Source organism: Hymenobacter aquaticus, assembly GCF_004765605.1.
GTDB lineage: Bacteria > Bacteroidota > Bacteroidia > Cytophagales > Hymenobacteraceae > Hymenobacter > Hymenobacter aquaticus.
In genome coordinates this window covers 173,784-187,958 of the sequence record NZ_SRLC01000002.1, presented here as the reverse complement: position 1 = coordinate 187,958, position 14,175 = coordinate 173,784, and the positions used below count along the sequence as shown (strand labels likewise).

The 14,175-nt window shown below is 61.0% G+C and carries 8 protein-coding genes; 4 read left to right on the top strand and 4 right to left on the bottom strand.

The window, feature by feature from the left end:
- Positions 1-728: 728 nt before the first annotated feature.
- Both E5K00_RS13685 and E5K00_RS13680 read left to right on the top strand, forming a co-directional pair.
- Positions 729-4,682 (top strand): DUF6923 family protein, encoded by a 3,954-nt coding sequence (locus tag E5K00_RS13685; protein WP_167856890.1) that lies wholly within the window; start codon positions 729-731, stop codon positions 4,680-4,682.
- Between the two features lie 139 nt (positions 4,683-4,821).
- Positions 4,822-5,793, top strand: coding sequence for an NAD(P)/FAD-dependent oxidoreductase (locus tag E5K00_RS13680; RefSeq protein ID WP_135463886.1), 972 nt, complete (start codon positions 4,822-4,824; stop codon positions 5,791-5,793).
- A gap of 77 nt (positions 5,794-5,870) precedes the next feature.
- On the opposite strand, the gene E5K00_RS13675 is transcribed toward E5K00_RS13680, so the two are convergent.
- The 3 genes from E5K00_RS13675 to E5K00_RS13665 all read right to left on the bottom strand — a co-directional run bounded on the left by E5K00_RS13675 (position 5,871) and on the right by E5K00_RS13665 (position 7,553).
- Positions 5,871-6,230: a hypothetical protein gene (locus E5K00_RS13675; RefSeq protein WP_135463885.1), complete on the bottom strand. Its 360-nt coding sequence runs from the start codon at positions 6,228-6,230 to the stop codon at positions 5,871-5,873.
- 47 nt (positions 6,231-6,277) lie between these two features.
- Positions 6,278-6,700 carry a roadblock/LC7 domain-containing protein gene (locus tag E5K00_RS13670; protein WP_135463884.1) on the bottom strand — a complete coding sequence of 141 codons (423 nt, stop codon included), beginning with the start codon at positions 6,698-6,700 and terminating at the stop codon, positions 6,278-6,280.
- Between the two features lie 196 nt (positions 6,701-6,896).
- Positions 6,897-7,553, bottom strand: a complete 657-nt coding sequence (locus tag E5K00_RS13665; RefSeq protein WP_167856889.1) for a carboxypeptidase-like regulatory domain-containing protein — start codon at positions 7,551-7,553, stop codon at positions 6,897-6,899.
- Between the two features lie 554 nt (positions 7,554-8,107).
- Between E5K00_RS13665 and E5K00_RS13660 the strand changes: the two genes are divergently transcribed.
- Positions 8,108-10,618, top strand: a complete 2,511-nt coding sequence (locus E5K00_RS13660) for a DUF5686 and carboxypeptidase-like regulatory domain-containing protein (protein ID WP_135463882.1) — start codon at positions 8,108-8,110, stop codon at positions 10,616-10,618.
- A 78-nt stretch (positions 10,619-10,696) separates the two neighbouring features.
- Here E5K00_RS13660 and E5K00_RS13655 read toward each other — a convergent pair whose 3' ends face one another.
- On the bottom strand, positions 10,697-12,298 hold the full coding sequence (locus E5K00_RS13655) for a family 43 glycosylhydrolase (protein ID WP_245328296.1): 1,602 nt from the start codon (positions 12,296-12,298) through the stop codon (positions 10,697-10,699).
- A gap of 647 nt (positions 12,299-12,945) precedes the next feature.
- On the opposite strand from E5K00_RS13655, the gene galK reads away from it, so the two are divergent.
- Positions 12,946-14,100, top strand: coding sequence for a galactokinase (gene galK, locus E5K00_RS13650; RefSeq protein ID WP_135463881.1), 1,155 nt, complete (start codon positions 12,946-12,948; stop codon positions 14,098-14,100).
- Positions 14,101-14,175 lie beyond the last annotated feature (75 nt).

Here is a 14,175-nt window from a genome sequence, read left to right as displayed (position 1 = left end):
CAGCATTATTCCGGCTTGCCCACCGGTTTATGACTCATCATCTGGCGGCCGTTTCTGTCGATGGAAACTTCAGCTCCCGGCCATCCGTCCAGGGCCGCTATTGGGCCCAACCGGCAGCCCTACCCTCGCGCTGAAACAGGCTGGTCGCGCACACAATACAAGCGGGTCTGAGCTGGGCGTTGCCGGGCCAGCCCCCGCTTCGCCGGATTAGCTGAATACATAGAACCCCGAATAATTCAGCCTCTCTATACTGTGAAAAAGCATTATTACGCACCCAAAAGGCTTCCCGCGGGCTCTTGCTTTTTTCTAACTATCGAATAATAAGCCTGATGCAATCCGCGTCGAAATCCAAATCGTATAGCTATGCGACAATAACGGGTGACGGCGGGCTTCCAAGGACAAGCAACGCCGTGGCCAGCAAAAGGCTGTATCCCGTCCGCTCCTTATCAACTGTAAAATAATAATTATGAATTGCACTATTTAACTACAAGCTTAACAGTATAAAAAGAGAAAAAATATGACCGTTCAGATAAAATCAGTCATCTTTCAGCGAGAACCGGCAGACGTTCACCGAAAAAATCCTGGGTAATTGAGTTACACAGAGTAAGTTTGCATATTGGTTAGTGTGTTAAAACCGAAACCCTTCCTGAAGTAGAACTTTCTTTGCTCCTTTTATAAACTTTCCTATGACGACAGTCTTACGCTTAGCAGTCGTGCTGTTATTCTTGATGGCTTTTTCTCCGCAAAAGGCCCAAGCCCAGGCCGAAGGCACTGCCTTCTCCTGCGACGGTACATTCTACCAGATTCGTCAGGTAGGTACCGGCGGCGCGGCCTTTTCGGCCCTGTACGTGGTGAACCGGGCTACGGCCACCTACACCACCAGCGTGTACACGTTTGGCGGCACCAATGCTACTGGCAACCTGGGTACGGTACTCAACGCCTTGGGCTACAACCCCCAGGACGGCTACATGTATGCCGTGACCTACCCCGCCGACAACGGCACCCCCAACGCAACGACGGGTATTCACCTGTTTCGCATCGGGCAGGGTGGTATTCAGGACTTGGGCCGCACCAACCTGCCCCTGGCCCAATACAACTCGGGTACTTTCGACAAGCAGGGCAACTACTACCTGACCACGCGTAACAGTACCGATGCCACCTACCGCAACACGCTGTTCCGGTTGAACCTTGCCAACTTCGCTACTGTCCTGACCACGCATGACCAGTTGCCTCTGGTTAACTCGGGGGGCGCTCCGGCCAACGACAACTTCACCGATATCGGCTACAATCCGTCCGACAATACCCTCTACTCGGTGGCCCGCCTCGGCGACGTGTCGCGCATTGTGGTCGGTACTACCAACGCTGTTGTCACCCCGCTGAGCAGCGGCTCGGCGTCGCCGGAAATCTTCGGCTCGTCGTTCTTCGACGTCTCGGGCAATATGTATGCCTACTCCAACGGTACGGTAGGGACGGCCAACTCGGCCGGTTTCTACTCCGTGGACTTGCAGACCGGCGCGGCGACCCTGATCAGTACTATCGACGCGGCTAACAACAGCGACGGCGCCAGCTGCATCAACCCCGACCAGCGCATCGACGTGGTAAAAGACCTGATCAGCGTGACGCCCACGGGCACGGCGCGGCAGTTCGACGTGCGCTTCAACATCCAGGTAAAAAACACCGGCACCTCTACGGCTACCAACGTGCAGGTGACGGACTTCCTCGGCGCGAACGGTGCCTTCCCGACCGCCAGCACGCTGGCTATTCAGAGCCGAGCCATTACCAACACCGGTGCCAACGGCGGCGCGGCGCCCACGCTGGCGGTGAGCGCGGCCTACAACGGCCAGGGCACCAACGCCGACCTGCTGACGGGCAACCAGAGCCTGACGGCCGGCCAGAGCGCCCTGATTGACTTCACGGTACGGGTGACGTTCCCGAGCAACCCGGGCACGCCCACCACGGCCCAGTTCAACAGCGCTTACGCTTCAACTATCAGCGGCACGGCGGCCAACCAGGGTCACATTCAGCTGTCCAACGGCGACGTGCTGCCCCCCGGCAACCTGCTGGCCCAGGACCAGTCGACCAACACACCTTCGCTGCCCGTGACGGCCAACGGCGACACGCCTTCGGCTACTCCCATCCGGTTCGGCGTCTCGATTCAAGGTACCGTGTTTGAGGACATCAACTACGGTGGTGGCCTGGGCCGCGACCAGCTGACCAGCCAGGGGCGGGGAATCAGCAACGTGCGGGTAGAACTGTATACGGCTGGTGGCGCCTTTGTGAACTCGACGAACACAGATGCCGACGGCGGTTACGTGTTTACTACCACTTCAGGTGGTGCCGCTCTGGCCGCCAGCACCAACTATCAGGTGCGCGTGGTTAACGGTTCCGTAACCAGCACCCGGCCTAACCGCTTCGCGGCGGCTGTAGCCGGTGTTCAGACCTATATCTACAATAACAACAACCAAGTAGGAGGTGCTGACCCCAACCAGATAGACGTAGGACCCAACACCAACAACTCGGCGATTGTGACATTGCAGGGCCAATCGACTAGCACTATTATTCAGTCGCTTGTTACGGCCAGAACTCAAACCTCCGGCGCTTTGGCTGGAGTCGATTTCGGCTTCAACTTCGACACGGTAGTCAATACGCTGGATGCCGGACAGGGCTCGTTGCGCCAATTCATCCAGAACAGCAGCTACCTGGCCAACGACAACCTGGCGCAGGAAGGTCTGACGGTGGGCAAGGAGCACGCCATCTTCATGATCAACAACGGCATTGCTGCAACCGGCGGTCTGCGCGGCGTGGGCTTCGCCTCGCCAGGCTACAACGCCACGACCGGCGTGTTTACCATCACGCTGTCGTCGGCCGCCTTCGGCCCGATGTACGACGACAACACCGTCATCGATGGTAAGCTGCAGTCGAACCGCACGGGTGAAACGGCAACGGCAACGGCTGGCACGAGCACGGGCGCTGAAATTGCCATCGACTTCAACCGCTACGCCGGTCTGATTTCCTACGGTGCCAATACCCGCATTGCTTCCGTCTCGCTGACCAACGCTCTGGGTACCGGCCTGAACAGCGCCAGCAACGCCGTAGCGCAGGTAGTATCCGACGCTTACGCCGTAACGCTGAGCGGCGCCAACACGGCCGGCTCGGTAATTACCGACGTTACGGCTACGGCCAACTTCGCCGGCGCGGTGCGCTTGGAAGCAAATGCCACGGGCGTGACGGTTAGCAACAACATCCTGCGGACCGCCATTTCCAACGTAGCTAACTTCAACTTCATCAACTCTGACGGGGTTGGCGTGATTCTGACCAACGCCTCGACGAACACCATCAGCGGCAACACCATCGACGGCAACGCCGGCTATGGCATCGTGCTGGCCGCCGGTGGCACCAACAACACGAACACCATCAGCGGTAACACCATCACTGCCAACGGTGCCGGTACCGTTACCAACAACGACGCGGGTATTGCCATCCTGGCCGGCAACAACAACCTGATCAGCGCCAACACCATCACCGGCAACTCCGGCGACGGTATCGTGGCCATGTCGGGTACCTCGGGCAACCGCTTCACCCAGAACAACACCGGTAACAACAACGGTAGCGGCGTGACCGGCAACCTGGGCATCGACCTCTCGTCGAACACCACTGCTACCGGCGACGGGGTTTCGCTGAACGCCAACGGCAAAACGGCCGCCAGCGGTGCCAACAGCCTGCTCAACTTCCCGGTCTTCACCCAAGCGACCATCACGACTGGCGGCAACCTGGTGGTATCGGGCTATGCCCGGGCTGGGGCGCTCATCGAGTTCTTCGTAGCCAGCGCCGACCCCACCAACTTCGGTGAAGGGGCTACCTACCTGTTCAACGCTACCGAAGGCTCGGCCGGCGACACCGACACGCGCTTCGCCAGCTACACCGGCGGCCGTACCGATCTGAACCACGGTTCGGAAAGTGGCGTGAGCCGCTTCGTCTTCTCGATTCCGGTAACGGCGGCCCAGCGCACGGCCCTGGTAACCAACAAACTGACGGCTACGGCTACCGTACCGGCCACCGTCAACGGCCTGGCCGTGGGCAACACGTCGGAGTTCTCCGGGGTCATCACGGTGGTTAACAACGCCCCGCTGCCCGTCGAGCTGACTTCGTTTGAAGCCAAAGCCGTGGGCCTGAACGCCCGTCTGACCTGGGCTACTGCTTCGGAGAAAAACAACGACCACTTCGTCGTAGAGCGCGCCTACGGTGAGCAGGCCTTCACCCCGATTGCCACGGTACAGGGCGCGGGCACCAGCACCCAGGCTCACAGCTACAGCTTCGTAGATGCCGGTGTTGGTTCCAAGAACCTGGGCACCGTCTACTACCGCCTTAAGCAGATCGACACCGACGGCACCGTCAACCAGGGTCCGGTACGCACCGTGCTGTTCGAAACCGTGAAGGCTGAGCCTTCGGTGTTCCCGAACCCGACCGTGCCCAACCAGGATGCCCAGCTCGACCTGACCTCGCTGCCCGCCGGCAACTACCAGGTTTCGGTAGTCGACGTAACGGGCCGTACGCTGAGCACCACGACCTACGCGGGCGGCACGCTGCATCCCTTCGCCGTGCGCAGCCTGAATCCAGGTTCTTACCTGGTGGTTATCCGGGGCGGCAACGTGAAAATCACGAAGCGCCTGGTGAAAAACTAAGCGGCAAGCATTTCACACCAAAAAAGCCTCTCCTACTTCGGGAGAGGCTTTTTTATTGGCCTTTCGGGAGCTTTTTGGCTACGAATGACTTAACCGTGAGGCCCGTTTCGGGGTATAGCAGGTGTTACCTATCCAGACCATGTCACACCACGCTACTCCTGTTCCGCGCCACCGTGCCCCCGCCCAGCCCACCACCGACTACGACGTCATCATCATCGGGGCGGGCAGCGCCGGCCTGAGTGCCGCCCTGGCCCTGGGGCGCTGCCTGCGCCGGGTGCTGGTCTGCGACGGAGGGCCGCCCCGCAATGCTCCTTCGCCCGGCGTACAGAGCTTTTTCACCCGCGACGGTATCAAGCCCGCCGAGCTGCTGCGCGTGGGGTTGGCCCAGCTCGAACCCTACGAAACGGTAGAAGTACGCCGGGCTCAGGTGCAGCGCGTGAAGCCGGCCGGCCGCACGTTCACCGTCGAGGCCGAAGGCAAATCGGGGCGCACGTTTACCGCCACGGCCCGCAAGCTGCTGCTGGCTACCGGCGTGGAAGATGAGCTGCCACCCGTGCCGGGCATGCGCGACCTGTGGGGCCGCGGGGTGCTGCACTGCCCCTACTGCCACGGCTGGGAAGTGCGCAACCAGCCCCTGGCCGTGTATGGGCAAGGCAAAATAGTCACCGGCATGGCCCTGCTGGTGAGCCGCTGGGCCCCCGACCTGGTGGTATGCACCGACGGGCCGGGCCACCTCTCCGACAATGCCCGCCGCCGCCTGCGCCAGCAGAAAATAAAAGTGAACGAGGAGCCCATCAGTCACCTGGAAGGCACGGCCGGCGGGCAGCTGCGGAATATCGTTTTCCAGAGCGGCGAAAAGCTGGCCCGCCACGCCCTGTTTGTGCATCCGCACCAGCACCAGCGCTCCACCCTGGCCGAGCAGCTAGGCTGCCGCCTGACCAGCAAAGGTGCCGTCTGGATAAACAAACACTCCCAGACCAGCATCAGCGGCCTGTACGCGGCCGGCGACACCACGTCGGGGCCGCAAAAGGCCTTGCTGGCCGCCGCCGAGGGTATGGAGGCCGCCATTGCCATTCACGAAACCCTGACCCGGGAAGAGTGCCCTAAATAACAGGGTCCGAATAAAAAGAAAAAGCCCACTAGCAGCAGTGCTAATGGGCTTTTTGCTGGAAACTAAACCGCTATAGCTTAGTTCATGCCGGAGTGGGCCTTCAGAATCTGACGAGCCTGGGCCAGGTTGGTATCACGCGAGTTAACGGCCAGGTACACGAACTTGGAGCCGTCGGAAGAAAGCTTCAGCAGGTGCAGCTGATCGGTCAGAGTGAGCAGGATGTCCTGCACGGTCTGGTTCAGCTTCAGGGCCTGAATGGCTTTGAGCTTGGCTTTTACCACTTCCGTGTTGTAAGCAGCGGCGGTTTCAATGTCGAAGTCGGCAATGTTAGCGTGCGAAGCCAGGGGCATACCGGTTTCGGTTTCTACAACGGCTACGGCCAGCAGGGTGGGCAGTTCGGCGAGAATATCCTGGATGGTTTGTTTGGGACTGGGCATGTTGAGGTGAGCGTGTAAAGTAAAAAGTGAAGAGTTGATAACTGAGGTCAGGCCGTGTGGCGGCGCATGATTTCTTTGGCAATACCCAGGTTGGCATCGGCCGTACGCACGGCCAGAAAGCAATACCATTTCCCGTCATTCAGGGGCCGCAGATGATGAAGCTGATCTTCGAGAATGACCGACACATCCGTGAGCGGCCCACCCACCCAAGCCTTGCTGACCAGCGCCTCCTGCATGGTTTTCAGCAGCTTGGCGTTGCGCAGGCTGATTTGGTTGGGGTTGTAGGCGTTGGTAGTCGTGTAAAAAGCCAGGACTTTACCCGAGGCAGAATCTACCACGCAGCTCATCAGCAAGTCCGGAATGTCGGCCAAAAGGCCTTCCAGTACTTTCTGAGCGCGGGCCCCGTTTTCATCGGCTACTCCTACGGTGACTTTCTTTAAGGGGAGGCGGTTGAAGAACGGAATATTCATTGAGTGAAAAGAGAAGAAACCTAGCCCGGGCCATCTGGCCAGCCCTTGAAAAGGAAGCCGGTTTCTTCGTTACTGGCAAAGCATGGCCGGCGGCTACGTGTCGGCTTGCCGCGTAAGCCTGGCAGGGAAGCCGTTTCCCGCTTCCCTGCCAGGCCCAGCTAAGCACTGGTATGACTGCTTTACCTTAAACTAGAATCTAAAACTGCCACCAGTGGCGTTTCGGGGTCTTCACCGCTTTGTCGGTGCGGGGCAGCAGCGTCACGTTCTGCACGCTACGGCCTTTCACCTGCACTTCGTCTTCGGAGTAGCCACCGTAGCCAAACTGCAGGCTCGAGGTCTGGTTGGCGGGCACCAGCAGAGAATATTTACCCTCGGCGTTGGTGGTCACGCCACGGCCGCTGGTTTTGTCCAGCACCGTCGCCCCGATCAGCGGGCGGCCGTTCTCGTCCAGAATCCGACCGTTGACGACGGCCATTTTCTTCGCGGCAGCAGCTTCGGCGGCCACGCTCAGCATTTCCTCGCTGGTGGCGGCAATAGTAGCCGCGGGCACCCCGATTTTATCGTTGCTAGGCAGGCTGGTACCGGCCAGCACGGCCCCGCTCAGCAATGCGCCGACCAAAACAATGGAGCCGGCGCGCCGCCGAAACCGAACCGGCTCGGTGCGCATCAGGTGAAACTGGTGCTGGAGCCAGCCCACGGGCCGCACATCGTGGCCTTTCTCTTGCAGGGCGTAGAAACGTTTTAGCGCCTCGTCCCCCTCATTCGGGTTAGCTTTCAGATAAGCGTCGACCAGCTCGGCATTCTTGCCGGATAAGTCGCCGCGCAGGTAGGCGTCGCGGTAACTGCGCAGCAACTCTCCTGTAGTCGGATGGAATGGGTAAGCGGTTAGTGCCATTGTTACAATAATGAGGTGTGAAAAAAGAGGGGGGCGGCTGCCGAAGGTCTGAACCAACGGCAGACCAATATATACTGCGAATAATCCTAGTACTAATGATATTCGATAAATGTTTTGATTTAATATATAAACCATCCTTTCCAACCGTTGAAAGGATTTAGCGGTCCGGCTCCGACCCTGTTCTTTAAGTCACCAATTTTGTCGTTAACAACGGATTAATACCAGCTCAACAGCAATTGGCGCGCGAGCAGCGGTACTGCGAATGCCGGCCAGGCGTTGGGGCCAGCAACGACCGGATAAAGTGCCAGGATTTAGAGATAGTTATAGCCCAAGTGGTTAGCAAAGTCTCTATCTTCAGGGAACTATGTAGCCCGCATCCGGACTTATGCGGCCAGAAACTTCCAAGGATGAGGAGATATTGGATTTCGGGCGTTTTTTGTTTGCACCGTAGTATGTAACTTTCGAAGCTGCCCCCTTCCCGCCTATTGAACAATACCGGCTTAGCGTACCTTATGAAGCATTCTTACGCGCTGTTACTCTTATTCTTAGTCATTACCCTGCCCTCGCAGGCGCAGCGCATCGTTTTTTCGGGGCGCATCACCGAAGCCGCGACGGGGCAGCCCGTGCCTTTTGCCTCCCTTTTCGTGCCCGGCACCACCATCGGCATCACCGCCGACGCCGAGGGCCGCTACCAACTGACGCTCAGCCAGCCCGCAGACACCCTGGCCGCCTCCGCGCTGGGCTTTCTGGCCCTGAAAAAGCCCGTGGGCCGGCAAAGCCCCCAGACCGTGAACTTTGCCCTGCGCTCGGGGGCCGTGACGCTGAGTGAGGTGGTCGTGCGGCCCCGCGAGAATCCGGCCTACGTGATTCTGCGGCGGGTGCAGGCCCACAAACCCCAGAACGACAAGCGCCAGCTCAAAGCCTTCGAGTTTGACAGCTACAACCGCCTGCAAACCACCATCACCGACCTGCCCGCCCGCCTGGCCAAGCGCAAGGTGATCCGCGACATGCTGGCCTTGTCGGACAGCATGAGCAAGGGGGCCGGGGCCGGTAACATCAGCGCCAAGGCCTTGCCCATCTTCGCCTCCGAAATCCTCTCGCGCGTGTACACCCAAAACCACCCGATCCGGAAGCGGGAGGAAATCCGGCGGCGGCAGCTGCGGGGGCTGGGGCCGCGCGAGGGCTCGGTGCTTTCCCAGATTCTGGGCTCCTCGTTCCAGGATTACAACTTCTACTCCAACTGGCAGAACATCCTGGGCAAGGACTTCATTTCGCCCATTGCCGACGGCTGGAAGCTGGCCTACGAGTATGAATTGCAGGATTCGGTGTTCGTGGGGCAGGACTGGTGCTACCAGCTGGCCGTGCAGCCGCGCCGCGCCCAGGACCTGGCTTTCGTGGGCACCATCTGGATTACGGCCGACACTTACGCCCTGCGCAAGCTGAGCCTGGCCAAGAGCCCGGAGGCCAACATCAACTTCGTCAGTGAGTTGCGCATCGACCAGGAGATGACGCCCCCGGAGCAGGGCGCCGGCCTGCCGGCCCGGGTGCGGGTCAGCGTCGGGGTGAAGCCGGCCGACAACCAGGCCGGTATGCTGGTGCAGTTCAACACCATCAACTCCAACTTCGAGCGGAACCACGAGCGGGACCTGGCCTTTTATGACAACCCGGTGGAGACGGCGGCCAACGCCAGCCAGATTCCCAAGGACTACTTCGATAAGAACCGGCCCGACTCGCTGAGCCGGGCCGACCAGACCACTCTGGCCGTGCTCGACTCGGTGCGGGAGCTGCCCAGCGTGCGGTCGGTGCTGGATTTGGCCGACGTGCTGGTAAACGGCTACAAGCGCGTGGGGCCCCTCGACCTGGGTCCGATTCTGGCGACTTACGGCTTCAACGACATTGAGGGCCACCGCCTGCGCTTCGGCTTCCGGACCACGCCTGAGCTGAGCCGCGACTGGCTGGTGCGGGCCTACGCGGCCTACGGCTTCCGCGACGGACGCATCAAGTTCGGAGTCCGCGTCAACCGGATTCTGGAGCGGCAGCACTGGACGGTGCTGGGAGCCGAGTACCGTCACGACCTCGACCAGGTAGCCTTGCTCGACAATGAGTTTGGGCAGGAAAACCCGCTGTTTGATGCCGCCGCCCGCATCGGCCGCATCCGGGGCAGCCGCCCGCTGATGCGCGACGTCCGGGGCCTTTCCCTGCAAACCGACATCATCCGGGGCTTCACCCAGAAGATTATCGTGCGCCACCAGCGCTTCACGCCCCTCTACGATTTTGCCTACTACAACACCGAGCGGCGGGTGCCGGGCGCGCCCACGGCGGCCAACATCACCCTGTCGGAGCTGATTCTGGAGTCGCGCTACGCCCACGACGAGGTGCTGATTGAAACCGAAAACCGCCGCCGGGCCATTGGCCTGATGCGCTGGCCGGTGTTCGTGTTCCGCTACACGCTGGGGGCCAACCACATCTTCGGCAGTGATTTCAAATACCAGAAGCTGACCTTTATTACTACTCAGAGCCTACAGGTCGGCATCTTTGGCCGCGCCGACTACCGGTTCGAGGCCGGCTACATTCCGAGCACGGTGCCCTATCCCCTGCTGAAAACCCACATGGGCAACCAGTCGCCGTTCTACAACGGTGCGGCCTTCAACCTGATGCGCTACTTCGAGTTCGTCAGCGACCGGTATGCCTCGGTGCGGGTCGAAGACCATTTCGAGGGCCTGCTGCTCAATAGCCTGCCGCTGCTGCGCAAGCTCAACTGGCGGCTGCTGGCCTCGGGCAACGTGCTGTTTGGCGACGTGCGCAGCGCCAACCGCAACCTGAGCCCGCCCCGGCACCCCTCGACCGGTGAAAAGCTGCCCACCTTCCAGGCCCTCGACCACGGCCCCTACGCCGAGGTGGGCTACGGCGTCGAAAACATCTTCAAGGTAGCCCGCGTCGACTTCCTGCACCGCCTCACCTACCGCAATGCGGCCGAAGCCCGCAACTTCGGCGTCAAGCTCAGCCTGCAGTTTAAGCTGTAGCCCAACTGCTTCCACCCGACAAGCAAAAGCCCCGGCTACTAACGTAACCGGGGCTTTTGCTTTCCTATAAAGTCTTGCTTACCGCTGATTGCGCAGCGCGAAATGGTTGAAAGCCACCGTGGACGAGGCCGGCCCCTGCGCCAGCAGCGCCACCCGGATGCCCCGGTCCCAGGGCGGCAGGTAGGTGCCATTGATGGCAAAGCTCTCGGTGGGCATGGCTACCCACGTCACGCCGTCGGGGCTGAAGCTGAAGCGGTAGCGCTGCCCGCCCCACACCTCCAGGCGCAGCGACAGGTGTTTGCAGCTTTCCACCGCTACTTTGGTCAGGCATTGCTGCTGGCCGCCTTTCACGTGCCAGAGCTGCAGGCTGTTGTCGCCGGCCAGCAGCGTCAGGGAGTTGGCATGGTCGCCGATGGCCCCGATGCCGGCAAAGGTGCCGGGAGCCAGGGAAGCGAAGTCGAGGGTAGTAATGGCCTTGTAGGTGGCGGCAAACGTGCGCTGCGCCACCATAGCACCCAGGCCCTGCGGACGGGCCGTGAGCAGCAGCTGCCCGTCGCTGACGCCGACCTCGGGCTGCTCGCCCACGGGCCACTGCCAGGTTTGGGCCAGTTGCGGGCCGCTGAAGTCGTCGGTGACGTTGAGCACGCGCAGATCGGCCAGCGGGGCTGCCTGGGGGCTCTGGCCCTGAAACTCGGGCCAACCCTCCGCATTCCAGGTGAACTCGCTCAGAATGCCCTGCCGGCCCACAAACTCGTGGCTGTCGGTGTAGTAAGCGTGGTGGAGCAGAAACCAGCGGCCCTCGTACTCGGCCACGGTACCGTGGCCGGGGCACTTCCAGGTTTTGTTTTTATCGAGAATCGGATTCTGGGGGCACTTCTCCCAGGGGCCGAGCAGGCTCTGGGCGCGGGCCACGCCGGTGGCGTAGTTGCAGCACTTGCCGCAGCAGCCGTTGCCGGCGTAGAACATGTAGAAGTAGTCGGCGTGGCGCACGATGGCCGAGCCTTCCACCAGGCAGCCCTCCCACTTCTCGGTGTTGCGGAACAGCTCCACTTTCTCGCCGACCAGGGCCATGCGCTCTTCGTTGATGCGCTGGGCCCAGATGGGCGTGGGCTGGCCTTTGCTGTTGCCGTCCTCTTTCCAGACCAAGTACAGGTCGCCGTGCTCGTCGCGCATCGGGAAGCCGTCGATGGAGCCCAGGGGCTGGCCCACCAGCGGACCGTGGTCGGTGTAGGGGCCTTCGGGCTGGTCGGCGCTGGCCACGGCGACGCACAGCGGGCCGTTTTTCTGGCGGGCGGTGTAGTAGATGAAGGTTTTGCCGCCTTCGTAGAAAATCTCCGGGGCCCAGAAATTGGCGTCGCACCAGTCGGGCAGCGGGCCGGGAAACACGTGGGTCACCAGCTCCCAGTCGACCAGGTTATCGGACTTGAACAGGGGAAACACGGGCCCCCACTCGGCCGAGGTTGCGCTGGCCCAGTACGTATTGCCGATTTTGGCAATGGTCGGGTCCGGGAAGTCGCCGGGCAGCACGATGTTGGCGTAGTTGGGACTGGGGGCCGCTTCCACGGGCGGGGCCACGGTGGGCACAGCTTCGACCGGTGGCGCCGGGGCCACATGCTCAGTCGAGGAATCTACAGGGGGAACCGCCGCGTAAGACGGTCCGCTTTCGAGGTCGAACGACACAATAGAAGAAAAAAAAGGGGTGGGAAACGAAAGATGGGCTTCGGGACGGTGCCAGCCCGAGGGCCAGACCAAAACACACTACACTTCGTCTGCACGGCCAGGTTTGCTCTTACGAGCTGAACAGTGGGGGAATTTGGAACCCGGCTTAGCGCAGCAAACCGAAAGATACTATTTTACTTCAATCGGCAACCAAACAAGTGTATTTTTTTAATACTGCCTGATGTCTCCTGCTTTCCCCTCACTGGGCGGTAAAGCTCAGCCGGCAAAAGATGACCCGCAACGCTCGAAGCCGTAAATCAAGTTCGATTCAGCCTATTTTTCTGAAATACCCCGCGAGCTTCAGAGAGGAAGGGTGGAGCACAATTCTGACCACTCTGGCCTAACTCCGCAACTAATTTCCGGCACAAGTATAACTTAACTAATATTTCTCAGAAATGCAGCAGGTTTTTGTTTCTGGGCTAGCATTTGGCCCCGCGGCGAGCCTCCCACAAGCGGCCCAACATCTTACCCGTTTTTTGTGCGCGCTGCCCTACTGCGTTCCGGCTCGAAAGGCAGCCAAAGAAAAGCCAGCCGCGTAAACTTACCTTCGCCGCCGCGAGCCAACTTGCGGCTCCGGCTGCTCTCCACCCACTCAACCCTCAGGGCTTATGCTTATCCACGATATTGCCGCTGCGTTTCGCCAGCAGTTTCAGGCCGAACCGCTGCTGGTGCGGGCCCCGGGCCGCATCAACCTGATTGGGGAACACACCGACTACAACGGCGGCTACGTGCTGCCCGCCGCCATCGACAAGGAAATGTACTTCGCGGTGGCCCTGAACCAGACCGGCACCATCCGGTTGCGCGCCCACGACCTGCAAGAAGCCGTGGACGTGCCCGCCGACGCGGTGCAGCCCAGCCACACCCAATGGGCCAACTACCTGCTGGGCGTGGTGGCTCAGCTGCAAAAACGCGGGGTGGCGGTGCCGGGCTTCGACTGCGTGTTTGGGGGTACGGTGCCGGCCGGGGCGGGGCTGTCGTCGTCGGCGGCGGTGGAGTGTGGCATGCTCTACGCCCTGGATAAGCTGCTGGGCACCGGCCTGCAACCCATGGAAATAGCCAAGATGGGCCAGGCCGCCGAGCACGAATACGCCCAGGTAATGTGCGGCCTAATGGACCAGTTTGCCAGCGTGTTTGGCCGCCGCGGGCAGGCCGTGTGCCTCGACTGCCGCTCGTTGGCCTACGAGTACTACCCCTTCGATACCAGCAGCTGCCGCATCGTGCTCTGCAACTCGGGCGTGAAGCACGCCCTGGCCAGCTCTGAGTATAACACCCGCCGCCAGGAGTGCGAGCGGGGCGTGGCCATCTTGCAGCAGCATTACCCGGCAATCAAGAGCCTGCGCGACGCGACGCTGCCCCAGCTGGCGGCGCACCGCGCCGAGCTGGGCGAAGTAATATACCGGCGCTGCTCGTACGTGCTGGAGGAAAATCAGCGCGTGGAGGAAACCTGCCGGGTACTGACCCAGGGCGACCTAGCGGCTGCGGGCCAACTGCTCTACGCCTCCCACGCCGGCCTGCGCGACAAGTACGAAGTAAGCTGCCCCGAGCTGGACGTGCTGGTGGAGCTGGCCCAGACGGCCCCGGGTATCTACGGGGGCCGCATGATGGGCGGCGGCTTCGGGGGCTGCACCATCAACCTGGTAGCTACCGAGCACGTGGCGGCCTTCGTGGAGCACATGAAAGCCGGCTACCAGCAGCGCCTGGGCCGGAAGCTGGACACCTACGAGGCTACTATTGTGGATGGTGTAGGGCTGGTTCAGGAGTAAGAAGCCAGCAGGCGTACAACGCAAAAGCCGCCGACCCTGTTAGTGGTCGGCGGCTTTTTACGTCTAACACAGGCG